Here is a 24,008-nt window from a genome sequence, read left to right on the forward strand (position 1 = left end):
CACAGACGGGTCATCAGTCGTGTGATACTTGGGTTGGTGTTCGCGTGCGGCATCCATCTGGCGTCCGGCGCGGTTCAAGGCCAGACGCCGGAATGGTCCCTTCGGCGGGTTGCCGCGATTGGAAGCGTGGACGACCCGGTCTATGGCCTGTCTGCGGTGAGGGACGTGCTGACGGACGACGACTACGTGTACGTGCTGCTGGCCCGGGAGGGGAGAGTCCGGGTATTCACGCGAGCGGGGGAGTTCGTTCGTGATCTCGGCGGTCGAGGTGAGGGCCCGGGAGAGTTGATGACTCCGTCATCGATGGGCTGGCATCGGTCACGGCTGTGGGTTGCTGATCCCACCTTGAGGCGCTTCACGCTGTTCGATGTCGCGAACGGCGAGGCCGAAACAATCCCGTATAACGTGGACGCTCCGCTGGCGGACCACTTCTTGAGCGTGGTGCCCAGAGCTATCCTTGCCAACGGCGAGCTGGTCGGATCCCCGACCTTCTCGGCAATCAGGGGCACCGCGCGGGGGGGTATTTCACGCTTGCCGCAGCTCGTTTCGGACACCACGGGCTCCCTGCGCGACACGCTGGCCCTGCTCTCGCTCGGAGGCGGGCCCGTCGAGATCAGGGCTGGACTCGCACCCGGCGCGCGAATGTATCTGGCGCATTCGCTGTCGGACGACGACCTGATAACCTTCACGCCCGACGGATCGGGCGCGGTCCAGGTCAAGCGCAGGAGCTGGGAGGGTTCGGGGTCCGCGGAGGTCGAGGTGGCGAGAATCGGCGTTCTGGGTGACACACTGTTTCGACGTCGCATCGGCTATGAGCCTCGTCGAGTTCCGGAGGGTTTTTTCGCTGACGAGATTAGCGCGATCCTGGATCGGCCAAACGTTGTTGATCGCGCAGCTCATGCAAGGGCCCTCCGCGAGTTCTATGAGCAACGCCGGTATTTTCCGCCGGTTACCACTGTTCGCGTGGGGAGCGATGGCACGACGTGGTTGGCCGGGCCGGACGAAGATGGGGTGCGCGAGTGGCTCGTGCTGGATGCCTCGGGAGCGAGCATCGGCCGGGTGCGGCTTCCCACGACATCGCGCGTGTCGGCGGCCAACCGGACCGAGGCCTGGGTCGTGGAGAGGGACGCGCTCGACATCCCGTACGTGGTGCGCTACGAGATCGTGCCGTAGCGCACCAACGTCGGCTGCTCCGCGATCAGGCGAGGTCGTAGCGGTCGAGGTTCATCACCTTGTTCCAGGCGGCCACGAAGTCGCGCACGCACGCCTCCCGTCCGTCGTCGCAGGCGTAGACTTCCGCGATGGCTCGGAGCTCTGAGTTCGAACCGAACACGAGGTCCACCTCGGTGGCGGTCCACTTTAGGTCACCGGCGGACGCGTCGCGGCCCTCGAACACGCCGTCGGATGCGGAGGCCTGCCACTCGGTGCTCATGTCGAGCAGGTTCACGAAGAAATCATTCGTCAGGGCTCCCGGCCGGTGCGTCAAGACGCCGTGCGCGGACTGCCCCGTATTGGCGTTCAGGACGCGCATGCCACCGATCAGCGCCGTCATCTCGGGCGCGCTCAGCGTCAGCATGCACGCCCGCTCCACGAGCTGCTCGGCCGCCGACGCTCCGTTGCCGTCCTTGGCGTAGTTGCGGAACCCGTCCGCGGCGGGTTCGAGTACGGCGAACGATTCCGCGTCGGTCCATTCCTGCGACGCGTCCGTGCGCCCCGGGGAGAAGGGGACCTGCGCCTCGTGCCCGGCCTCGCGCGCGGCCTCTTCGACGCCCGCGCACCCGGCGAGGACGATGAGGTCGGCGAGGGAGACCCGCATGCCGCCGGTCTGCGCGTCGTTGAACTCCGCCTGAATCTCTTCCAGCGTCCCCAGCGCACTCGCCAACTCGGCCGGATCGTTCGCTTTCCAGTCCTTCTGCGGCGCGAGGCGGAGGCGTGCTCCGTTCGCGCCACCGCGCTTGTCGGTGCCGCGGAACGACGACGCCGACGCCCAGGCGGTCGAAACCAGCCGGGAAACGGACACGCCCGAAGCGAGGACCCTGGCCTTGAGGTCCGCGATCTCCTGCTCGTCGATCAACTCGTGGTCGACGTCGGGCACAGGGTCCTGCCACAACTGCGGCTCCGCGGGGACCAGCGGTCCGAGATACCGGCTGCGCGGCCCCATGTCGCGGTGGAGCAGCTTGAACCACGCCTTCGCGAAGGCGTCTTCGAGGTCCGCCGGATTCTCGAGGAAGTGCTTCGCGATCGGGGCGTAGGCGGGGTCCATGCGCAGCGAGAGGTCCGTCGTGAGCATCATGGGGGCGTGCTTCCTGGACGGCTCGTGTGCATCCGGCACGGTGGCCGCATGGGCTGCGTTGACCGGCGTGTACTGCGACTTGCCGGCGGGGCTCTTCGTCAGCTCCCACTCGTGATCGTGCAGGTTCTCCATGAAGTTGTTGTCCCACCGCGTGGGGTGGGTGGTCCAGGCGCCCTCCAGGCCGCTGGTGATCGTGTCGCCGGCCTTGCCGCTGCCGTGACCGCTTCGCCAGCCGAAGCCCTGTGCGTCCACACCGGCGCCCTCCGGTTCGGGACCGACGTGGGACTCGGGCCCGGCGCCATGCGCCTTGCCGAAGGTGTGGCCGCCGGCGATGAGCGCGACCGTCTCCTCGTCGTTCATCGCCATGCGGGCGAAGGTGGTGCGAATGAAATTCGCGGCCGCCGCGGGGTCCGGCTCTCCGCCCGGCCCCTCCGGGTTCACGTAGATCAGACCCATGTGGTCGGCGCCGAGCCCTTCCTGGAGCTCCCCGTCGTCATCGTGACGTTCGTCCCCGAGCCACTCGGTCTCGGAACCCCAGTCCGTCTCGTCGGCCTCCCACACGTCGGGGCGGCCGAAGCCGAACCCGAACGTCCTGAACCCCATCGACTCCAGGGCGCAGTTGCCGGCGAAGATGATGAGGTCGGCCCACGAGAGGTCGCGGCCGTACTTCTGCTTGACCGGCCACAGCAGGCGACGCGCCTTGTCCAGGTTTCCGTTGTCGGGCCAGCTGTTCAGGGGCGCGAAGCGCTGGTGGCCCGAGCCGCCGCCGCCGCGGCCGTCAGTGATGCGGTACGTGCCTGCGGCGTGCCACGTCATGCGGATGAAGAGCGGCCCGTAGTGGCCGTAGTCGGCCGGCCACCAGTCCCGGGAGGTCGTCATCACCCGCTCGACGTCCTTCTTCAACTCGGCAACGTCGACGTTCCTGAACGCCTCGGCATAGTTGAAGTCCCCGCCCATCGGGTCCGATGCGGGAGAGTTTTGACGAAGAGCCTTCAGGCTCAGCTGGTTCGGCCACCAGGTTTGGTTCGTAGTCATGGGATCTCTCCAGATGGTCAACGGCCAGGTCGCAGCCCGTCACGGAAGCGAGCGGCGGGCCGCGGAAGGTTCTCCTCCAACTTGTAGCTCCAAACTCCCGCGGCGACAAACCACCCCGGAAGGGCGCCCAGGGTGCTCCGGCAGCCGCTTCGGGCCCATCGACGTACGGCGGAACGGCCGCGACCGCCAGCGCCGGCTCGCCCACGGTGCGGGAGCGAGCGATATTCGACGGCATCGAACCATCACCCCACGCTACCCGCAGCCCGAAGCCGGAGCCTCATGCCCGATACAAGAGATCGGAGCCTTGCGCTGCACACGGTCGGGCGATCCGGTGAACACTCCACCGAGGCCGGGGGAGCCGACGTGGTCCCCATGCGGGCGCGCAACGCGGGGGTGCCGCTCGACCTCGATCTGATCCGGGAGCGGGCCGCCAACCGGAGCGCGATCGAACGCCGGGCCGCCACCCTGGGGAAGCGCCGCAGCATCAAGAAGGAGTGGCAGGCCGCCTGGCTGCTCCGCGCCGTGACGATGATCGACCTCACGACCCTCTCCGGCGACGACACCCCGGGGCGGGTGGCCCGCCTCGCCGCCAAGGCCCGCCGTCCGGTGCGTCCCGACCTGCTGGAGGCGCTGGGAGCGGAAGATCTCGGCCTGCGCGTGGCCTCGCTCTGCGTCTACCCGACGATGGTGCCGGCCGCCGTCGAGGCGCTCGCGGGGGCCGACATACCCGTGTGCGCGGTCGCCGCCGGATTTCCCGCAGGCCTGACCCCGTTCGAGCAGCGCGTGCAGGAGATCCATCGGGCGGTCGAGGCGGGGGCCCGCGAGATCGACATCGTCATCACCCGACGTCACGCGATCACCGGAGACTGGCCGGCGCTGTACGACGAGGTGCGGGCCTTCCGCGAGGCGTGCGGCGAGGCGCACCTGAAGACGATCCTCGCCACGGGGGAACTCGGCAGCCTGCGTAACGTCGCACGGGCGAGTTGGACCTGCATGATGGCCGGGGCCGACTTCATCAAGACGTCGACAGGGAAGGAGAAGGTCAACGCGACGCTGCCGGTCGGTCTCGTGATGGCGCGCGCGATCCGAGCCTACCGGCGCCTCTCCGGCTTCCACGTGGGGCTGAAGCCGGCGGGCGGGGTCGGGAAGGCGAAGCAGGCGCTCGAGTGGCTCATCCTCGTGAAGGAAGAACTGGGCGCGCCGTGGCTCGACCGGTCGCTGTTCCGGATCGGGGCGAGTTCGCTGCTCGCGGACATCGAACGGCAGCTGGAACACCGGGCGACGGGCCGGTACTCCGCATACCACCGGCACCCGCTGGGCTGAGGACGGGTTGAGACGGGGTTGAGGACGATGACGAAGATCGCGCCGAAGATCGCGGAACTGTTCGAGACGATGGAGTACGGTCCCGCCCCCGAAGCGGCGGACGAGGCCCGAGCCTGGATCGAGGCGCGCGGGCCGCGGTTCGGGCACTTCATCGACGGAGGGTGGAGCGAACCGTCGGAGTCCGGGTTCTTCCCGAGCCTCGACCCGAGCAACGAGGAGCGGCTGGCGGAGATCGCCCAGGGCTCGGCCGAGGATGTGGACCGCGCGGTGGCGGCGGCCCGGGCGGCGCAGCCGGCGTGGCGGGACCTCGGGGGACACGGACGCGCGCGCTACCTGTACGCGATCGCGCGCCAAGTGCAGAAGCACGCCCGGCACTTCGCCACGCTCGAGACGCTCGACAACGGGAAGCCGATCCGGGAGTCGCGGGACATCGACATCCCCCTCGTCGCGCGACACTTCTATCATCATGCGGGCTGGGCCCAGCTCATGGACTCGGAACTCGCCGACTGCGAACCGCTGGGGGTCGCGGGCCAGATCATCCCCTGGAACTTCCCGCTCCTCATGCTCGCGTGGAAGATCGCGCCCGCCCTCGCCACCGGGAACACGGTCGTCCTCAAGCCGGCCGAGTTCACCTCGCTGACCGCGCTCCGCTTCGCCGAACTCTGCCGGGAGATCGAACTCCCGCCTGGCGTCGTGAACATCGTCACCGGCGACGGCCGGACGGCGGCGGCGATCGTCGAGCACCCGGACGTCGACAAGATCGCCTTCACCGGCTCGACGGAGGTCGGGCGGATCATCCGCGCGGCGACGGCGGGGACGGGGAAGAAGATCTCGCTCGAACTGGGTGGGAAGTCGCCGTTCGTCGTGTTCGACGACGCGGACCTCGACAGCGTCGTCGAGGGCGTGGTCGACGCGATCTGGTTCAACCAGGGGGAGGTGTGTTGCGCCGGCTCGAGGATCCTCGCGCAGGAGGGGATCGCCGACGCGCTCGCCGAGCGGCTGCGCGCCCGCATGGAGACGCTCCGCATGGGCGACCCGCTCGACAAGGGCGTCGACATCGGGGCGATCATCGCCCCCGTCCAACTCCGCAAGATCGAGTCGCTGGTCGAGGAGGGGCGGCAGGAGGGCGCCACGATCTGGCAGCCCTCGTGGAGCGCCCCGCGCACGGGGTGGTTCTATCCGCCCACGCTGTGCACCGATGTCTCCCCGGCCGCGGCCATCGCCCAGGTGGAGATCTTCGGGCCGGTCGTCGTCCAGATGACCTTCCGCACTCCCGCCGAGGCGGTCACCCTCGCCAACAACACGCGCTACGGCCTCGCGGCGAGCGTCTGGACCGAGAACGTGAACCTGGCCCTCGACATCGCCGCGCGGATCAGGGCCGGAACGGTCTGGATCAACTGCACGAACGCCTTCGACGCCGCGTCGGGGTTCGGAGGCTACCGCGAGAGCGGGTTCGGCCGCGAGGGCGGCCGGGAGGGGCTGTGGGAGTACGTCCGTTTGCGCGTGGAGGGCGGGGAGGAGCCCGCGGACGACGGCTCCGGGGAGGGGACGGGGGCGAGCACCGGGGCCGGGACGGCGCTCCGGACGGAGCGGGAAGCCGCCGCAGAGGAGCGGAGTCGCGCCGCGCCGCCCGGGATCGACCGGACGGCGAAGCTCTTCATCGGGGGTCGCCAGGTCCGGCCGGACGGGGGATACAGCCTCAAGGTGCGCGACCACCGGGGGCGGACGGCCGGTGAGGTGGCGCGCGGAAACCGCAAGGACGCGCGCAACGCCGTCGAGGCGGCGCTCGCCACCGGGTGGGCGCGCACGACGGCGCACCTGAGGGCGCAGATCCTCTACTACGTGGGGGAGAATCTCGCGGCCCGGCGGGCGGCGTTCGCGGAGCGGCTCCACGCGCTCACGGCCTGCGACGCCGAGACCGCGGATCGGGAAGTCGAGGCGTCGGTGCGGCGCCTGTTCACCTACGCCGCGTGGGCGGACAAATGGGACGGCGCGGTCCACCGGACCCCGTTCCGCAACGTTACGCTCGCCATGCCCGAACCGCTCGGCGCCATGGCGGTCGTGTGCCCGCCGGAGCCCGCACTGCTCGGCTTCATCTCCACCGTGATCCCGCCCGTCGCCCTCGGAAACTCGGTCGTGGCCGTCGCCTCGGAACGGTGGCCGCTCCTCGCCACGGATCTCTACCAGGTGCTGGAGACGTCGGATGTCCCGCCCGGGGTCATCAACATCCTCACGGGGCTCGAGGAGGAGTTGAGGCCCGTCCTCGCCAGCCACGACGCGGTCGACGGGATGTGGTACTTCGGCTCGGACGAGGGGGCCGCGGACGTGGAGCGCCGTTCCGCCTCCAACCTCAAGCGCACCTGGGTGAGCGGACGGGGCCGCGACTGGTTCGGGCCGGAGGCCGAGGGACGCGAGTTTCTCCGTCATGCCTCGCAGGTGAAGAACATCTGGGTGCCCTACGGGGAATAGCGGCCCGGGGTCGCCCAATGATCGAGCGGGCCGCGGCCCGCCCCCAGACCCGGAGCCGAGGCGATGGCCGCGTGCGTGAACGCGAGTCCCCGTTCGATGGCGGGTTCGAGCGCGAAGCCGTCGGCCAGTCCGGCGGTGATCGCCGCCGATAGCGTGCACCCCGTGCCGTGCGTCTCCGTCGTCCGGATCCGGGGGCTGCGCCACACCCGCTCGCGCTCGCCGTCCCACAGCAGGTCGACGACCTCCTCGCCGCTCCCGTGCCCGCCCTTGATGAGTGCGGCTCCGGCGCCCCGTGCGACGATCGCCCGGGCCGCCGCCGACATCTCCTCGAGCGTCCGCACGGGCCGGCCCGCGAGGATCTCCGCCTCGGGCAGGTTCGGCGTCACCAGGGCGGCGAGGGGTACGAGTTCGTCCAGGATCGCATCGACCGCCGCCGGGTCGAGGAGCCGGTCGCCGCTCGTGGCCACCATCACGGGGTCGACGACGAGCGGTTCGGCGAAGCCGCGGAGCCCCTCGACGACCGCCCTCACGATGCCTGCGTGGGCAAGCATCCCGGTCTTCGCGGCTGCGGGTCGGAGGTCCGACCGCACCGACTCGATCTGCCGGCGCACGATCGCGGGGTCGAGCGCCTGGACGGCCTGAACCCCGATCGTGTTCTGCGCGGTCACGGCGGTGACCGCGCTCGCGCCGAAGACGCCGAACGTGTGGAACGTCTTGAGGTCGGCCTGGATGCCGGCCCCGCCCCCCGAATCGCTGCCCGCGATGGTGAGGGCCGTGGCAAGGGCCGTCGATGGCGTTTTCACGTTCGGCATGATGCTGGACTCCACGGGGCCGGACCCTCCGCCCGCCATGACCTCGATGACAATCGGTTTCGCCGCGGCGTAAACTACACGGTATGCCGACTCGAGCGGAGGTGAAGGCGTGGCGGTCGCTGCACCGCGGCAAGGGGCGCCGGGAGACCGGGTGCTTCCTGGCGGAGGGGCGCCGCCTCGTGGGTGAGATGCTCGACTGGCGGGGCCGCACGGTCGCGGTGCTGTACGCGGACGCGGCACCGGCCACGCCGCCGGTGCGGGATCTGCTTGACCGCGCGGCGCGGCAGGGTGTGCGCACGGAAGCCGTCCCCGCGGCGCTCATCGCGGCCCTCGCGGACGCGGCCACTCCGCAGCCCGTGGTCGCGATCGGCGAGATCCCGTCGTACGGGTGGGACGACATCGGCCCGGGGACGATCGTGCTCCTCGACGGCGTGCAGGATCCCGGGAACGTCGGCACGCTCGTGCGTACCGCCGTCTCGCTCGGGGCGGCCGGCCTCGTCGGCGTCGGGGACACCGCCGATCCGTGGGGGCCCAAGGCGCTGCGAGCCTCCGCCGGGGCGGCGCTCCGCGGCCCGGTGTTCAGGACCGACGTCGCGGACGCCGTGGCCCGTCTCGCCGGCAGAGGCCTCCCGATCTGGGCCGCGGCGGCCGACGCGCCGCCGCTGGGGCACGCCCCCCGCGGTCCGGTCGCCCTCGCGCTCGGGAGCGAGGCGCACGGCGTCTCCGCCGCCCTCCTCGCGGCGGCCGAGCGCCTGGTTTCCGTGCCGCTGGCCCGGGGCGTCGAGTCGTTGAACGTGGCCGCGGCCGGGGCGATCCTCCTCGACCGGCTGCGCGACCCCACCTGACGTGGCCGACGCCGCCCTCCTCGCGTGCGCCGCGCTGGCCGGCGCCGCGGCCGGTTCCTTTCTCAACGTGTGCATCTCCCGCATGCCCGCCGGCGAGAGCGTGGTCCGCCCGCGCAGCCGCTGCCCGGCCTGCGGCGCGACAGTCCGCTGGTTCGACAACATCCCCGTCGTCTCCTGGGTGCTCCTGCGCGCGAGGTGCCGCGACTGTGCGGACCGGATCTCCTGGCGCTACCCGGCGGTCGAACTCGCGACGCTGGGCATCTGGGTCGGCATGGCGTGGCAGTACGGGGCGTCGGCCGCCGCCCTCAGCGGCGCGGTCCTGTTTACGCTGCTGCTCGGGATCGCGGTCACCGACGCGCTGCACTACGTGATCCCCGATCCGCTCTCCCTCGGCGGACTCGCGGCGGGGCTCGCCGCGTCGCTCCTGCCGGGCCTCACGACGCCGCTCGCCGCGGCCGGCGGCGCGGCACTCGGCTTCGGGATCCTGTTCGTCGTGGGGCGCCTCGGCGAGAAGGCCTTCGGCAAACCCGCCCTCGGCGGAGGCGATGTGAAGCTGATCGCGATGGTGGGGGCCTTCCTGGGCCCGGACGGTGTCCTCCTCACCATCTTCCTGGGTGCGCTGGCCGGCTCCGTCGTCTTCGGACCGATCTCCCTCCGGACCGGGAAGCCGGTTCCGTTCGGGACGTTCCTCGCTCTGGGCGCCGCCGTCTCGTTCCTGTTCGGTGATGCGCTGATCGACGCGTATCTGCGTCTCGTCACGTCCGCGAGCGGCTGACCGGGAGCGGCTGGCCGCGCCCGCCGATACGAGCGGCTAGCGCCGGCGGATGCGTGCGCGGGTCACCTGCGTGTCCGTGGTCTCGACCACATGGATCCGCACGTCGCCGTGGTCCAGGACCTCGCCCGCTTCCGGAACCCGTCCGAGTTCGCCGAGCAGAAACCCGTTGAGGGAGCGGTGCTCGAGCACGGGGAACGAAGTCCCGAAGAAGTGGTTGATCTCCCGAAGTTCCGTCGCCCCCTTCAAGAGGATTTCGTTCCGGCCGAGCGCCACGATCGACTCCCCCGGTTCGTCCGTCTCGTCCTCGATGTCGCCGACGAGTTCCTCGAGGATGTCCTCCATCGTCACGAGCCCGTCGACCCCGCCGTGTTCGTCGACGATCAGCGCCATGTGCACCCGGCGCGCCCGGAACTGCTCCAGAAGTCCGATCAGGGTGATCGTCTCGGGCACGAAGTAGGGTTCCCGGGCGAGTTTCGAGAGCGGAACATCCCGCTGCCCGTCGAGGAGCGCCCGGTACGCCTCGGTCCGGTACAGCACGCCCGTGACGTCATCCAGCGAGTCGCCGTACACGGGGATCCGGCTGAAGCGGAGGTCGGACAGTTCGTCCTCGATGTCGCCGAGGCGGCGCGAGTCCTCCCACGCGAGGATGTCGACCCGCGGGGTCATGATCTCCCTCGCACGGAGCCGGTCCAGGGTGAACACCCGGTCGATGAACTGGCGCTCGTGCGCCTCGATGTCGCCCGCCTGCTGGCCGAGGCGCGCCATGGTGCGGATCTCCCACTCGCTCACGTGCGTGGCCGACTCCGCCTCGGGCAGCACCCGCCCGACGAGCCATTCCAGAGGCAGGACCAGCGGCAGGAGCAAACGTCCGAGCCCCCCGATGACGGGAGCCGCGAGGAGCGACAGGCGTTCGGCGTTGCGCGCCGCGAAGCTCTTCGGCGTGACCTCTCCGAAGAAGAGGACGAGAAGCGTCATCACGCCCGTCGCGAGACCCACCCCGGCGGTGCCGAACATCTCGGTCGCGGTGTAGGTGGCGACCGCGGCGGCCCCGATGTTGGCGACGTTGTTCCCGATCAGGATCGTGATGAGCAGTCGCTCGGGGTGCTGCTTCAGCTTCTCCAGCGTGCGCGCTCCGGGGCGCTGCTCCCGCGCGAGCGCCCGGACCCTCGTCTCACCGAGCGAGAAGAGCGCGATCTCGGTGCCGGAAAAGAAGCCCGACAGGACGAGGAGGAGCGCGAGGAGCGCGAGGGTGCCGATCACCGGCGTCGCACCCCGGCGGCTCGCGGGAGGATCCCGCGTCGCGCCGCCTGTTCACGACCCGGCGGTGAGGCGCCCGTACTGTCGGTTTCGTCCAAGTTCTACCAGTTGCGACTGTGCTCGATCAGCTCCGCGACGATGTCGTCCGCGGTCCGCCCCTCGGCCTCGGCCTCGAAGCCGGGAACGACCCGATGCCTGAGGACGGCGGGCGCCACGGCTCTCACGTCGTCGAGATTCGGCACGGGCCGGCCATCGAGCACCGCGCGGGCCTTCGCGGCGAGCACGGTGTGCTGGGAGGCGCGCGGCCCCGCGCCCCAGCTGACCATTCTGCGCACGAAATCGGGGGACGATTCCTCCCGCGGTCGGGTGGCCCGCGCCAGACGTACCGCGTAGTCGACGACGGATGGCGAGGCCGGTACCCGCTGCACCAGCGCCTGATAGTCGAGGAGCTGGCCCGCGGTCACGACCGGGTTCACGCTCGCCGGCGCTCCGCTCGACCCCATGTCCGCGATGACCGACTCCTCCTCGGCCGTCGGGTAGCCGATCCGCAGTTCGAACATGAAGCGGTCGAGTTGCGCTTCCGGCAGCGGGTACGTGCCCTCCTGCTCGATCGGATTCTGCGTCGCGAGCACGAAGAACGGCCGGCCGAGGGGAAAGGTCTCGCTCCCGACCGTGACCTCGCCCTCCTGCATCGCCTGCAGAAGCGCGGCCTGGGTCTTGGGCGGCGTGCGGTTGATCTCGTCCGCCAGAATCACGTCGGCGAAGATCGGCCCCCGGACGAAGGCGAAATGGCGCTGGCCGGTGCGCTTGTCATCCTGAAGGACCTCCGTCCCGGTGATGTCGGAGGGCATCAGGTCGGGCGTGAACTGGATGCGGCTGAACTCCAGGTGGAGGGCCTCCGCGAGGGTGGAGACGAGGAGAGTCTTGGCGAGTCCGGGGACACCCACGAGAAGCGCGTGCCCGTCGGCCAGCAGCGTGATGAGAAGCTTCTCGACGACCTCCCGCTGGCCGATGATCCGCTTTCCGACTTCCCCCTCGAGCTTCAGGCGTGCGTCACCCAGTTCCCGGAGAAGCCGAACGTCATCTGTCTCGACTCTGCGACCGGCTTCCAACTCGTTTCGGCTCCAGGGCGCGAGTGGACGGGAAGGGTCGCCGGCAGCCCCTGCAAGCGAGGCCGTTTCGGGGTGGGCGAGGAACCCTCAATATGGTCGCAGCAACGTAGGCTTTCTCTGCCCAGCGTCAAGCGAAACCGGGATTGCGAATTTTTTCACAAGCGGTGGCGGCGCGGCGCGGGCGATGGAGATGTCACCCCATGCGACAGCCGTATCGCGGGTCGGCGAACCGGCCGGAACCTGAAGAACCCGAGGAGCGCGCCGTACGCCTGTACGCGAAGGCGGCGGGCAGCGAGTTCGCGAGCCTCGGCATCGCCATGGGCCTGGCGATCGCGCTCCTTGCCGTCGGCGGCAACTGGCTGGATGGCCGTCTCGGGACCGCACCCCTCTTCGTGCTTCTCGGCGTGTTCGCGGGGTTCGCGGGGAGTTGCTACAGCCTGTTCGGCCGGCTGGCGGCCCGACGCGCGGCGTCCGCGGCCGATGAGGCCGATGAAACGGACTCCGGCGCTTGAGCGGTCGCCGAGGCGGCCCGTCGCGCGGGCGGCTGATGTACGCGCTGGTCACGCTGGGGCTGGCCACGGTGGCCGCGGCCCTGGCGGGCGGCGGCGAGCGCGCGTGGGGCATCGCCACGGCCTGGGTGATCCAGGTCGCGGCGATGGGCCCGCTGGACCGGGCGCTGGTCGCCGGACGGAAGGCGACGAAGCCCTGGCTGGGCGGGATCGCCCTCCGCGCGGGAGGGCTGATCGTGGCGGCGGGGCTGGCATGGTCCGGGGCGGCGACGCCCGACCTGCCGATCGCCTACGCGATCGCGGTGTTGGTGTTGTTGTGGGGCGAGGCCATTCGACTCACGCGCGGACTCAGGCGAGCCGGTGAGGCGGGCGGCCGGCCGGACGAACTCGACACGGAACGAAAGACCGGATGAACCCGGTACTCGATAGATCGATGACCCCCCTCGGGAAGCTGGCGGGTTGGGTGCAGGAGCACGCCCCCGCTGCGGCCGCTGCGGCGGGCGCGCATGCCCCCGAGGAGTGGGGCACCGACATCATGATGCACCACGTCGTGGACTCGAACGTGTGGGAGTTCGGGCCCTTCGGCGAGATCCCTCTCCCGGAGTTCGCCCCGTTCCATATCGGCGGCCTCGAGATCGACCTCTCGATCACGAAGCATGTTCTGTTCCTCATGTTCGCGACCGTCCTCACCATCATCACGATGTTCCTCGCCGCCCGCTCGACGCGGCGACTGGAGGAGGGCGAGAAGGCGCCCCGGGGTCTTCTGAACGGGATCGAGGCCTTCTATCTGTACCTGAGGGATGACATCGTCATGGCCAACATCGGCCGTGGCGGCGAGAAGTTCGTCCCGCTCGTCATCACCCTCTTCTTCTTCATCCTCTATGCGAACCTGCTCGGTCTCATCCCCTTCGGCGCGACGGCAACGGGGAACATCATGGTCACGGCGGCGCTGGCCATCATCGCGCTCGTCGTGATCGAGACGGCGGGTTTCGTGGCCCTGGGACCGGTGGGCTACGCGAAGACGGTGTTCTTCCTGCCGCCGGGCCTGCCGACGGCTCTGAAGCCGATCACGCTGCTCATCATGGCCCCGGTCGAGTTGATCGCGAAGTTCTCGAAGATCATGGCCCTCGCGATCCGGCTGTTCGCCAACATGACGGCGGGCCACTTCGTCATCCTCGCCTTCATGGGGCTCATCCTTACCTACGGTCCGATGGTGCTCGAAGGTGGGGTCTTCGGGCCCGCGGTCGGCGGCGCGACGATCCTGGGGTCGATGGGCCTCGCGCTGTTCGTAATGATGCTCGAGATCTTCATCGCGCTTCTGCAGGCGTACATCTTCGCGATGCTGACGTCGGTGTTCATTGGGTTGATCCGCCACGCACACTGATCCGCGAGGCGACTCGCGAAACTCCCGCGCCGGAGATGCGCGGACTGAACGGGGGGTGTCGTCCGGACCCCCGACAGGGAAAGGAAACCGGAGTAAACGATGCTGAACATGTTGACGCTGCTACAGGAGGCCATGTCGACCGGCCAGGGCCTCGCGATCGGTCTGGCCATCGTCGGAGGCGGGCTCTCGGTACTCGGGGCCGGTGTCGGGATCGGTCTCATCGGCGGGCGCATGACGGAAGCGATGGCCCGTCAGCCCGAAGAGGCGCAGACCATCCAGACGGCCGCGATCGTGCTCGCCGTGTTCATCGAAGGTGTAGCGCTGTTCGGGCTCGTGATCGCCGGCTTCATTCGGGGCATCTGATGCGTTCGGTCGGACTCGGCGCGATCGCGGGGTTCACTGCGCCACTGAAGCTGGCCGCCCAGACGGAGACGGGGACGGGGATCTTCTCGCTCAATGTGGGGCTCGTGGTGTGGACGTGGATCCTGTTCGGGCTCACGCTCCTCGTTCTGGTGAAGTGGGTCTTCCCGCTCATCTCCGGAGGGCTCGAGCAGAGGCACGAGAAGATCCAGGGCGCCATCGACGAGGCTCTCTCCGCACGCGATGAGGCGCAGGAGTTGCTGGCCAGGCAGGAGGCCGCGCTGGAAGCGGCGCGCGGCGTGGCGCGGGAGATGCTGGAACATGCCCGGCAGCACGCCGACGGCCTCCGGAAGGAGATTCTCGAGGAGGCTCGAGCACAGCAGGGCCAGATGCTCGACGACGCGCGACGGGAAATCGGACACGAGCGGGACCGGCTGCGCGAGGAGATCCGGCGGGATGCGGTGGATCTCGCGCTGGCGGCGTGCGAACGGCTGATCCGGGCCCGGCTGGACGCCGAGGAGAACCGGCGGCTCGTCCGCGAGTTCGTGTCGGACATATAGCGGTCCGGTGACGGAGCGATGAGCGCGTCGGCGGTGGCCCGCAACTATGCGGCGACTCTCTTCGAGCTCGCGGCACGGGACGGGAGCGAGGCGGAGTACGGGCGACTGATCGAGGAGATCGGAGACCTGTACACGAACGTCCCGGCGTTTCAGCGCTTCCTGGAAGTGCCCGCGGTGTCGCTCTTCGAGAAGAAGGAGGCGATCAAGGCGGCTCTTTCCGGAAGGGCGCCGGATCTCTTCGTCCGCTTTCTGATGGTCGTGCTGGACCGCCACCGGCAGCGGGCTCTCCCCGGAGTCGCTCGCGCCTACCGCGATATCCTGGACGCGCGGGCGGGGCGCGTCAGGGCCAGTGTGACGCTGCCGTTCGAGGCGGATGACCGCGTCCGGAGCGAGGTGGTTGCAGCGCTCCAGCGGCGCTACGAGCGGGAGGTCGTTCCCGAATTCCATGTGGATCCGAACATCCTGGGCGGCGTGATCATCCGGGTCGGCGACGAGTTGCTGGACGCCTCGCTGCGGAGGCAGCTCGAGCGGATGCGCCGCGAACTGTACTGAGACCTCTGTACCGGGACGTTCGTAACCGGAGAATAGAGAAGAGAAGATGACAGGTTTCGACAGCTCCCTTCGAGCGAGCGAGATCAAGAAGGCCCTGCTCGAGCAGATCGACCGCTACGAGGAGGAACTTCGGGTCGAGGAGGTGGGCGAGGTCCTCGAGGTGAAGGACGGCGTGGCCCGTATCTGGGGTCTTTCGTCGTGCGTCGCCAACGAGATGCTCGAGATCACGTCCCGCCACACCGGGGTCTCGGTGATCGGTCTCGCCTTGAACCTCGAGGAAGACAACATCGGCGCCGTGATCCTCGGGGACTATCTCGTGCTCAAGGAGGGTGACCCGGTGCGGCGCACCGGCCGCGTGCTCTCGGTACCCGTCGGCCCGGACATTCTCGGCCGCGTCGTGGACACGCTGGGCCAGCCCAGCGATGGCCGCGGACCGATCGAGACCGTGGCCTACATGAAGGTCGACCGGAAGGCGCCCGGCATCGTCTACCGCCAGCCCGTGAACGAGCCGCTGCAGACCGGGCTGAAGGCGATCGACTCGATGATCCCGATCGGGCGCGGGCAGCGCGAGCTGATCATCGGGGACCGCGGCACGGGCAAGACGGCCGTGGCGATCGACGCCATCATCAACCAGCGGGGGCAGGATGTCGTCTGCGTCTACTGCGCGATCGGGCAGAAGGGTTCGACGGTCGCCGGCATCGTCGAGCGGCTCCGCGAGGAGGGGGCGCTCGACAACACCGTGATCGTGGCCGCGAACGCGTCCGACCCGGCGCCCATGCAGTTCATGGCCCCCTACGCAGCGTGCGCGATCGGCGAGTATTTCATGTACGAGGAGGGGCGCGCGGTGCTCGTCATCTACGACGACCTCAGCAAGCAGGCCGACGCGTACCGCGAGGCGTCCCTCATCCTGCGTCGTCCGCCGGGGCGCGAAGCGTACCCCGGGGACGTGTTCTATCTCCACAGCCGTCTGCTCGAGCGGGCCGCCAAGATCAGCGACGATCCAGAGGCGATCGCCGGCCATCCGGACATCAGGAGGCCCGGCGGCTCGCTGACCGCGCTCCCGATCATCCAGACGGCGGCCGGCGACGTGTCCGCCTACATCCCGACGAACGTGATCTCGATTACCGACGGCCAGATCTTCCTCGAGACCGACCTCTTCTACTCGGGCATCCGTCCGGCCGTGAACGTGGGGATCTCGGTCTCACGCGTAGGAGGGAACGCGCAGATCAAGGCCATGAAGAAGGTCGCCGGACGTCTCCGGCTGGACCTCGCGCAGTTCCGCGAGATCGAGGCCTTCGCGCAGTTCGGCACCGAACTTGACGCCGCGACGCAGCGGCAGCTGGACCGCGGCCGGCGGACCGTCGAGGTCCTCAAGCAGGGGCAGTACGACCCGATGCCGGTCGAGGAGCAGGTGATGGTGATCTTCGCCGCCACGCAGGGATTCCTCGACCACCTCGAGGTGTCGAGCCTCCGCGGCTGGGAGGTCGGATTCCTCGAGTACATGCGGACACGCCATCCAGGGGTCGGAGAGGCCATCCGGGAGGAGAGGGAGATTTCGAGCGAGACCGAAGCCGCGCTCCGCGAGGCGATCGAGTTCTACTCGGATACCTTCGCCCACGACGGCACCTCGCGCACCGACGGTTCGGAAGCCGCGGCGAGTCCGGCCGCGGCCGTGACGGCGTAGGGCAGGCGGGGCGGGGGCATGAGCAAGTCGAGAGACATCTATCGGCGGATGAAGTCCGTCGACAGCACGAAGAAGATCACGCGAACCATGGAGATGGTCGCGACCGCCAAGCTCGCGCAGGCGCAGGGGCGGGTGATCCGTGCGCGCCCGTACTCGGCCCGGCTGATGGACATGATCGCCCGGCTCGCCACGCCGGATCTGGCGGAGTCCCAGCCCCTGCTGCGGCAGCCCGACCGCATCGCGCGGGCCGCGGTCGTGCTCGTGACGAGCAATCGGGGACTGTGCGGTGCCTTCAACGCGAACCTCATCCGAACCGCGCAGGCGCAGCTTCGGGAGCTGGGGGAAGCCGGGGCCGCCGTGGAGTTCCACGTCTACGGGAACAAGGGGATCTCCTACTTCCGGTTCCGGGGCGTCGAAATGGCGCACACCCGCAACGACCTGGGGGATCCTCCGGCCACGGAGGATGCGCAGAGCCTGATCGAGGATCTGGCCGCCCGCTTCGTGTCGGGCGAACTGGATGCCGTCCGGCTCGTGTTCGCGGAGTTCCGGAACATGGTCAGCACGCCGGCCTCGGTCCGACAGATTCTGCCGGTCGGCGTCGGAGGGGCGCGCAGCGGGCCGCAGCCCTCCTACATCCTGGATCCGTCGGAGGAGGGGATTCTCGACCATCTCCTGCCGCTCTACGTCACGAATTCGACGTACAGCGCGCTCCTCGAGACGGCAGCGGCGGAGCAGGCCGCCCGCCGTACGGCGATGAAGTCGGCGACGGACAACGCCAACGAGTTCCTCGACAACCTGCGGCGGACGTACAACCGCGCCCGCCAGGCCGAGATCACCAATCAGATCGCGGAGATCATCGGCGGTGCGGACGCGCTCGATGGATAGCGTACACGGGGGCGGCGACGCCCCTCACGAACCGAAAACCATGAGGCTGACACATGTCTGAAGTATCGCCTGAGGGATCGACGAAACGAGGCGTCGGCCGGGTCGTGCAGGTCATCGGGCCCACGATCGACGCCGTGTTCGAGCCCGACCATCTGCCGGAGATCTACAACGCGCTCTCCCTGTCGTGGCAAGACGATGACGGGACCGCGCACGATCTCGTCTGCGAGGTGGCGCAGCACATCGGCCGCAACCAGGTACGCGCGGTCGCGATGGACGCGACCGACGGGGTGAGGCGCGGCATGGACGTCATGGACACGGGTCACGCGATCACGACCCCCGTCGGCGAGGCCGTGCTGGGCCGGATCCTCAACGTCCTCGGCGAGCCGGTGGATGAGATGGGGCCGGTGGAGGCGAGCGAGCGCTGGCCCATCCACCGCAAGGCCCCCAGCCTGCAGAACCTGGAGTCGAAGACCGAGATCTTCATCACGGGGATCAAGGTCGTGGACCTCATCGCTCCCTACGTGAAGGGCGGCAAGACGGGCCTGTTCGGGGGTGCCGGGGTCGGCAAGACCGTCATCATCATGGAACTCATCAACAACATCGCCCAGGAGCACGGCGGCCGGTCCGTCTTCTGCGGCGTGGGCGAGCGGACGCGCGAGGGGAACGACCTCTGGCTCGAGATGAAGGAGTCGGGCGTCATCGATTCGACGGCGCTCATCTACGGACAGATGAACGAACCCCCGGGCGCGCGCCTGCGCGTGGGGCTCACCGGTCTCACGGTGGCGGAGTATTTCCGCGAAGTGGAGGGTCTCGATGTCCTTCTCTTCATCGACAACATCTTCCGCTTCAGCCAGGCGGGGTCCGAGGTGTCCGCGCTCCTGGGCCGCATGCCGAGTGCGGTCGGCTACCAGCCGACGCTCGCCACGGAGATGGGCAACCTCCAGGAGCGCATCACGTCGACGACGAGGGGCTCGATCACCTCGGTGCAGGCGATCTACGTGCCGGCGGACGACCTCACGGACCCGGCCCCGGCCGCCGCGTTCACGCACCTCGATTCGCAAACGGTGCTCTCGCGCCAGATCGCCGAACTCGGCATCTACCCGGCCGTCGACCCGCTCGACTCGAGCAGCCGGATCCTGAGCGAGCAGTTCCTGGGTGAGCGCCACTACCGGGTCGCGACGGCGGTTCAGCGGATCCTGCAGCGCTACAAGGACCTGCAGGACATCATCGCGATCCTCGGGATGGACGAACTCTCCGAGGAGGACAAGGTTATCGTGAACCGCGCGCGGCGAATCCAGAAGTTCCTCTCGCAGCCGTTCCACGTGGCCGAGCAGTTCACCGGGATCCCCGGCCGCTACGTGTCGCTCGAGACGACGATCGAATCGTTCGAACGCGTGGTCGAGGGCGAGTTCGATCACCTTCCGGAGCAGGCCTTCTACATGGTCGGCGGGATCGAGGAAGTGATCGAGCAGGCCCGGAAGCTGGAGGCGGAGGCCGCATGAGCGGGCGCGACCGGGACGGCCGCGCCGCGCCGGGGCGCGACGGAGACGGCTGATGGCGGCGGCGCGCATCGGGGACCACGACGGGCCGTGGAATGACATCCCGTCAGCCGCGAACCTGTCGGCGGAACGACGCCTGCGGGTGACGGTCATATCTCCGTCCGCGGCGGCCTTTTCCGGGGCCGCGACATCCGTCGTTGCGCCGGCGCACGATGGTGAGCTCGGCATCCTGTACGGGCACGCCCCCATGGTGGTCCTGCTCGGCGAGGGCCTCCTGCGCGTGCGCACGGAGGACGGACCGCGTCGATTCCGCGTCGCCCGCGGCTTCCTGCATGTGCTCGACAACACCGTCTCCGTCCTGGCCGAACACGTGGAGCCGGCCGAGGCCGAATGACCTCGGGGCGGGGCGCGCCGCGAGCCTTGACGCGCGCCTCCCCGACCCTTACTCTTCCCGCCTTCCCCGCGCGCCCTTTTCTACGTGTTCGCGGGGTGCTTTTTGACAATCTGGTAGCGAGTGAGTGCTGGGCGCCGAGTGCGTCTGAGGTGCTTGATGCCGTCAATGAAGATGGATCAAGCAAGTAAGGGCACAGGGTGGATGTCTAGGCACGGACTGGCGATGAAGGACGTGGCAAGCTGCGATAAGCCGGGGGTAGCTGCAAGCAGGCGTTGATCCCCGGATTTCCGAATGGGGAAACCCGGCCGGGGTGATGCCCGGTCATCTCTTCGCTGAATACATAGGCGTTGGGAAGCGAACCGAGGGAACTGAAACATCTAAGTACCTCGAGGAAGAGAAAACAACCGTGATTCCCTTAGTAGCGGCGAGCGAACGGGGAAGAGCCCAAACTGCGGAGGTGCCAAGGCGGCAGCCGTTGCTTCCGTGGGGTTGCAGGGTGGTTCGTGAGAGTCTGCCGACTCTCGGAGCGTCGCGCGACGGTGAGTCGAATCCGTCTGGAAAGCCAAGCCATAGAGGGTGACAGCCCCGTAGGCGAAGCCGACGTCGTGATCTCTGAACCATTCCTGAGTAAGTCGGGACACGTGAAATCCCGATTGAAACCGGCAGGACCACCTGCCAAGGCTAAATACACGTCCGTGACCGATAGTGAACTAGTACCGTGAGGGAAAGATGAAAAGTACGCCGGGAGGCGGGTGAAACAGATCCTGAAACCGTGTGCCTACAAGCGGTGGGAGCTCGACGCTCTCTTCGTGAGAGATGTCGGGTGACCGCGTGCCTTTTGCATTATGATCCGGCGAGTTATTCCTCAGTAGCAAGGTTAAGCCGTTCAGCGGCGAAGCCGAAGCGAAAGCGAGTCTTAACTGGGCGACAAAGTTGCTGGGGATAGACCCGAAACCAGAGTGATCTATCCATGGCCAGGTTGAAGCGAGGGTAATGCCTCGTGGAGGACCGAACCGTTGTGGGTTGAAAACTGCTCGGATGAGCTGTGGATAGGGGTGAAAGGCCAATCAAACCTGGAGATAGCTGGTTCTCCCCGAAAGATATTTAGGTATCGCCTCTGAGTGTAGACTGCGGGAGGTAGAGCACTGGAAGGGCTAGGGCCCTAAACCGGGTACCAACCCCTACTAAACTCCGAATGCCCGTCAGTTGGTCTCAGGGAGGAAGTGCACGGGCGATAATGTTCGTGCGCGAGAGGGAAAGAACCCAGACCTTCAGCTAAGGTCCCCAAGTGCTAGCTAAGTGACAAAGGTGGTGGATTTGCGGAGACAACTGGGAGGTTGGCTTAGAAGCAGCCATCCTTGAAAGAGTGCGTAACAGCTCACCAGTCAAGCGGGTCTGCGCCGATAATGGTCGGGACTCAAGCTAGCCACCGAAGCTAAGGCTGCGTGCCGCATGGCGCGCGGGGTAGGGGAGCGTTGTCTGAGCTGTGAAGCGGGGCCGGAAGGCTACCCGTGGAGCGCAGACAAGTGAGAATGCCGGAATGAGTAGCGAGAAACAAGGTGAGAACCCTTGTCGCCGTAAGCCCGAGGTTTCCTGAGCCATGTCAATCAGCTCAGGGTTAGTCGGCCCCTAAGGTGAGGCCGAAAGGCGTAGCCGATGGGAAACGGGTCAACATTCCCGTACCACACGATACTGCGCTTGAGTTCGCGGAGGGACGCAGAGGTGAAAGGTCCGTCGTTTCCATGGACATGAACGATGCAAGGAGGTAGGCGTTTCCGGGTAGGCAAATCCGCCTGGTTAAGCCGAGATCCGACGCCGAAGAAGTCTTCGGACTTCGCTAAGGGATCGTAATCGTACTGCCGAGAAAAGCTTCGCGAACGAGGAGTACGTGTGACCGTACCGTAAACCGACACAGGTGGGCGAGGCGAGTAGCCTCAGGCGCTCGAGTGAGTCTTGGTTAAGGAACTCGGCAAAATGTCCCCGTAACTTAGGGAGAAGGGGAGCCGGAAGTAGGTGAACCCGCTTCGCGCGGACGAGCTGAAACCGGCCGCAGAGAATCGGCCCAAGCGACTGTTTAGTAAAAACATAGGTGTCTGCAAAGTCGTTAAGACGACGTATAGGCACTGACGCCTGCCCGGTGCCGGAAGGTTAAGTGGAGGGGTCAGCTTCGGCGAAGCTCCCAAACGAAGCCCCGGTAAACGGCGGCCGTAACTATAACGGTCCTAAGGTAGCGAAATTCCTTGTCGGGTAAGTTCCGACCTGCACGAATGGCGTAACGACTTGGGCACTGTCTCAACCAAGAGCTCGGCGAAATTGGAGTCTCGGTGAGGATACCGAGTACCCGCGGCAGGACAAAAAGACCCCGTGCACCTTTACTACAACCTGATATTGGGTTCGGGCATAGTCTGTGTAGGATAGGTGGGAGGCATTGAAGCAGGGCCGCCAGGTCCTGTGGAGCCATTGGTGAAATACCACCCTTGCGATGTCTGGATTCTAACCCAGGACCGTTCATCCGGTTCGGGAACAGTGTCAGGCGGGTAGTTTGACTGGGGCGGTCGCCTCCCAAAAGGTAACGGAGGCGCGCAAAGGTTCCCTCAGCGCGGTCGGCAATCGCGCGAAGAGTGCAAAGGCATAAGGGAGCTTAACTGCGAGACCGACAGGTCGAGCAGATGCGAAAGCAGGCCTTAGTGATCCGGCGGTTCTGTGTGGAAAGGCCGTCGCTCAACGGATAAAAGGTACGCCGGGGATAACAGGCTTATCGCCCCCGATAGTTCACATAGACGGGGCGGTTTGGCACCTCGATGTCGGCTCATCGCATCCTGGGGCCGAAGAAGGTCCCAAGGGTCGGGCTGTTCGCCCGTTAAAGCGGTACGCGAGCTGGGTTTAGAACGTCGTGAGACAGTTCGGTCTGTATCCGCCGTGGGCGTTGGAGATTTGAGGAGAGCCGCTCCTAGTACGAGAGGACCGGAGTGGAGTGACCGCTGGTGTACCTGCTGTCCCGCCAGGGGCATCGCAGGGTAGCTATGTCGCGAAGGGATAACCGCTGAAAGCATCTAAGTGGGAAGCCTACTTCAAGATTAGATCTCCCGCACCGTAAAGGTGCCTGAAGGACCGCAGGAGACGACTGCGTTGATAGGCGGCAGGTGTAAGGCGTGTGAGCGCTTCAGCCGAGCCGTACTAATCGTCCGTGAGGCTTGATCCTGATCTTTATATAAGGTCTATAAGCGCTTCAGCGCACTCAACAGTTTGGCACTCACTCGCTGCTTGTTTTCAGGAATTGCCGGCGGCTTTAGCGAGGGGGAAACACCTGGTCCCATCCCGAACCCAGCAGTTAAGCCCCTCAGCGCCGATGGTACTTGGGCGGAGACGCCTTGGGAGAGTAGGTCGCTGCCGGCGCCTTATCGGAAACGCCTCGTGTCCGTTTGCGGATGCGGGGCGTTTCCTGCATCAGGGTGCCGACCGGCCGGGATGCGTCGTCGCTCGCGTGGCCGCTTGGGCGGACCGCCCGACCTGACGGCAGGCGGTCAAGGCTGGCGGAGGCGCCCACACCCCGCCGCCTTCCCCCGGACCGGGCGACCGTGCTGGTGTTCCCGATCGGGCTACGGCGTCTGGCGACGACCTTTGGGTGTTCTTGCCCGGGGGCTGGCTGCCTGGTGGAATTGGCGGACGGCGGCGGCGGGGTGGGGGGCGGACATGACGGCGGAGAGGACGGCGATGCCGGCGCCGGTGGCGTAGACGCGGGCCGCGTTGTCCGGGGTGATGCCTCCGATTCCCAGGCAGGGCAGGCCGCTCGCCTTCCGGACTGCGCGGACGCGGTCGGGGCCGATGGCTTCGTCGGCCAGGCCGGGCTTGGAGCGGGTGCCGAAGACGGCTCCGACACCGAGGTAATCGGCTCCGGCCGCGGCCGCGCGGCGGGCTTCGTCCGGATCATCGGTCGAGTAGCCGATGAGGAAGTCGGGGGGAGAGAGTCTGCGCGCGGAGGGGAGGGGCAGGTCCTCGGAGCCGAGGTGGACGCCATCGGCGCCCGCGGCGAGAGCGATGTCGAGGCGATCGTTGACGACGAGCAGGGCGCCGGCGGGCGCGGTGATCGCGAGGAGCCGGATGGTCGTCTCGAGCAGGGTTCGGCTGTCGGCCGTCTTGTCGCGGAGCTGGATGGCGGTGGCGCCGGCGCCGACGCACTCTGCGACGACCTGTTCGAGCGGTCGGCCGCAGGCGGGCCGTGGGTGCGTGAGCACCATGAGACGCCCCGGATCGGGCACG

20 protein-coding genes and 2 rRNA genes are annotated in these 24,008 nt (G+C 67.8%); 17 read left to right on the plus strand and 5 right to left on the minus strand.

Going from position 1 to position 24,008, the window contains the following annotated elements; genetic code table 11:
• The first annotated feature begins 126 nt into the window (after positions 1 to 126).
• Positions 127 to 1,173 carry a hypothetical protein gene (locus ACPXY0_RS00815; protein WP_423927554.1) on the plus strand — a complete coding sequence of 349 codons (1,047 nt, stop codon included), beginning with the start codon at positions 127 to 129 and terminating at the stop codon, positions 1,171 to 1,173.
• A gap of 25 nt (positions 1,174 to 1,198) precedes the next feature.
• Here ACPXY0_RS00815 and katG read toward each other — a convergent pair whose 3' ends face one another.
• A complete protein-coding gene (gene katG, locus ACPXY0_RS00820) occupies positions 1,199 to 3,328 on the minus strand; it encodes a catalase/peroxidase HPI (protein WP_423927556.1) in 2,130 nt (709 codons plus the stop codon).
• 372 nt (positions 3,329 to 3,700) lie between these two features.
• On the opposite strand from katG, the gene deoC reads away from it, so the two are divergent.
• Both deoC and ACPXY0_RS00830 read left to right on the plus strand, forming a co-directional pair.
• Positions 3,701 to 4,651, plus strand: coding sequence for a deoxyribose-phosphate aldolase (deoC, locus tag ACPXY0_RS00825; RefSeq protein WP_423930756.1), 951 nt, complete (start codon positions 3,701 to 3,703; stop codon positions 4,649 to 4,651).
• Positions 4,652 to 4,678: 27 nt separating this feature from the next.
• Positions 4,679 to 7,120, plus strand: coding sequence for an aldehyde dehydrogenase family protein (locus ACPXY0_RS00830; RefSeq protein WP_423927558.1), 2,442 nt, complete (start codon positions 4,679 to 4,681; stop codon positions 7,118 to 7,120).
• Here the strand turns inward: ACPXY0_RS00830 and thiD are convergent.
• Positions 7,108 to 7,932, minus strand: a complete 825-nt coding sequence (gene thiD, locus ACPXY0_RS00835) for a bifunctional hydroxymethylpyrimidine kinase/phosphomethylpyrimidine kinase (protein WP_423927560.1) — start codon at positions 7,930 to 7,932, stop codon at positions 7,108 to 7,110. The two genes, ACPXY0_RS00830 and thiD, sit on opposite strands and share 13 nt — an antisense overlap.
• Before the next feature lie 83 nt (positions 7,933 to 8,015).
• On the opposite strand from thiD, the gene ACPXY0_RS00840 reads away from it, so the two are divergent.
• Positions 8,016 to 8,777, plus strand: a complete 762-nt coding sequence (locus ACPXY0_RS00840) for a TrmH family RNA methyltransferase (protein ID WP_423927562.1) — start codon at positions 8,016 to 8,018, stop codon at positions 8,775 to 8,777.
• Position 8,778: 1 nt separating this feature from the next.
• Positions 8,779 to 9,552, plus strand: a complete 774-nt coding sequence (locus ACPXY0_RS00845) for a prepilin peptidase (protein WP_423927564.1) — start codon at positions 8,779 to 8,781, stop codon at positions 9,550 to 9,552.
• 36 nt (positions 9,553 to 9,588) lie between these two features.
• Here ACPXY0_RS00845 and ACPXY0_RS00850 read toward each other — a convergent pair whose 3' ends face one another.
• Both ACPXY0_RS00850 and ACPXY0_RS00855 read right to left on the minus strand, forming a co-directional pair.
• Positions 9,589 to 10,812 carry a hemolysin family protein gene (locus ACPXY0_RS00850; RefSeq protein WP_423927566.1) on the minus strand — a complete coding sequence of 408 codons (1,224 nt, stop codon included), beginning with the start codon at positions 10,810 to 10,812 and terminating at the stop codon, positions 9,589 to 9,591.
• Between the two features lie 98 nt (positions 10,813 to 10,910).
• Entirely contained in the window at positions 10,911 to 11,921 is a 1,011-nt protein-coding gene (locus ACPXY0_RS00855; protein ID WP_423927568.1) for an AAA family ATPase, read from the minus strand.
• A 200-nt stretch (positions 11,922 to 12,121) separates the two neighbouring features.
• On the opposite strand from ACPXY0_RS00855, the gene ACPXY0_RS00860 reads away from it, so the two are divergent.
• From ACPXY0_RS00860 to rrf, 12 genes are all read left to right on the plus strand, one after another.
• The gene (locus tag ACPXY0_RS00860) at positions 12,122 to 12,433 is read left to right on the plus strand and encodes an AtpZ/AtpI family protein (RefSeq protein ID WP_423927570.1); all 312 of its coding nucleotides are present in this window, start codon (positions 12,122 to 12,124) and stop codon (positions 12,431 to 12,433) included.
• A complete protein-coding gene (locus ACPXY0_RS00865; RefSeq protein ID WP_423927572.1) occupies positions 12,430 to 12,843 on the plus strand; it encodes a hypothetical protein in 414 nt (137 codons plus the stop codon). The genes ACPXY0_RS00860 and ACPXY0_RS00865 overlap by 4 nt, the downstream gene beginning before the upstream one ends.
• A gap of 20 nt (positions 12,844 to 12,863) precedes the next feature.
• Positions 12,864 to 13,814 (plus strand): F0F1 ATP synthase subunit A, encoded by a 951-nt coding sequence (gene atpB / locus ACPXY0_RS00870; RefSeq protein ID WP_423927574.1) that lies wholly within the window; start codon positions 12,864 to 12,866, stop codon positions 13,812 to 13,814.
• Positions 13,815 to 13,913: 99 nt separating this feature from the next.
• Positions 13,914 to 14,177, plus strand: a complete 264-nt coding sequence (locus tag ACPXY0_RS00875) for a F0F1 ATP synthase subunit C (protein WP_423927576.1) — start codon at positions 13,914 to 13,916, stop codon at positions 14,175 to 14,177.
• On the plus strand, positions 14,177 to 14,734 hold the full coding sequence (gene atpF / locus ACPXY0_RS00880; RefSeq protein WP_423927578.1) for a F0F1 ATP synthase subunit B: 558 nt from the start codon (positions 14,177 to 14,179) through the stop codon (positions 14,732 to 14,734). Before ACPXY0_RS00875 ends, atpF begins: the two co-directional genes overlap by 1 nt.
• 18 nt (positions 14,735 to 14,752) lie before the next feature.
• Positions 14,753 to 15,286, plus strand: coding sequence for an ATP synthase F1 subunit delta (gene atpH, locus ACPXY0_RS00885; RefSeq protein WP_423927580.1), 534 nt, complete (start codon positions 14,753 to 14,755; stop codon positions 15,284 to 15,286).
• Positions 15,287 to 15,332: 46 nt separating this feature from the next.
• A complete protein-coding gene (atpA, locus tag ACPXY0_RS00890; protein ID WP_423927582.1) occupies positions 15,333 to 16,970 on the plus strand; it encodes a F0F1 ATP synthase subunit alpha in 1,638 nt (545 codons plus the stop codon).
• 18 nt (positions 16,971 to 16,988) lie between these two features.
• Positions 16,989 to 17,855: an ATP synthase F1 subunit gamma gene (atpG, locus tag ACPXY0_RS00895; RefSeq protein ID WP_423927584.1), complete on the plus strand. Its 867-nt coding sequence runs from the start codon at positions 16,989 to 16,991 to the stop codon at positions 17,853 to 17,855.
• 53 nt (positions 17,856 to 17,908) lie between these two features.
• Entirely contained in the window at positions 17,909 to 19,357 is a 1,449-nt protein-coding gene (atpD, locus tag ACPXY0_RS00900; protein WP_423927586.1) for a F0F1 ATP synthase subunit beta, read from the plus strand.
• Between the two features lie 52 nt (positions 19,358 to 19,409).
• Positions 19,410 to 19,748: a F0F1 ATP synthase subunit epsilon gene (locus ACPXY0_RS00905; RefSeq protein WP_423927588.1), complete on the plus strand. Its 339-nt coding sequence runs from the start codon at positions 19,410 to 19,412 to the stop codon at positions 19,746 to 19,748.
• A gap of 174 nt (positions 19,749 to 19,922) precedes the next feature.
• Positions 19,923 to 22,950, plus strand: a 23S ribosomal RNA gene (locus ACPXY0_RS00910).
• A 77-nt stretch (positions 22,951 to 23,027) separates the two neighbouring features.
• Positions 23,028 to 23,144, plus strand: a 5S ribosomal RNA gene (rrf, locus tag ACPXY0_RS00915).
• A 203-nt stretch (positions 23,145 to 23,347) separates the two neighbouring features.
• Here the strand turns inward: rrf and thiE are convergent.
• Positions 23,348 to 24,007, minus strand: a complete 660-nt coding sequence (gene thiE, locus ACPXY0_RS00920; protein WP_423927590.1) for a thiamine phosphate synthase — start codon at positions 24,005 to 24,007, stop codon at positions 23,348 to 23,350.
• Position 24,008 lies beyond the last annotated feature (1 nt).

Origin of the sequence: Candidatus Palauibacter sp. (assembly GCF_965237495.1) — a bacterium.
In the GTDB taxonomy this organism is placed as follows: Bacteria; Gemmatimonadota; Gemmatimonadetes; order Palauibacterales; family Palauibacteraceae; genus Palauibacter.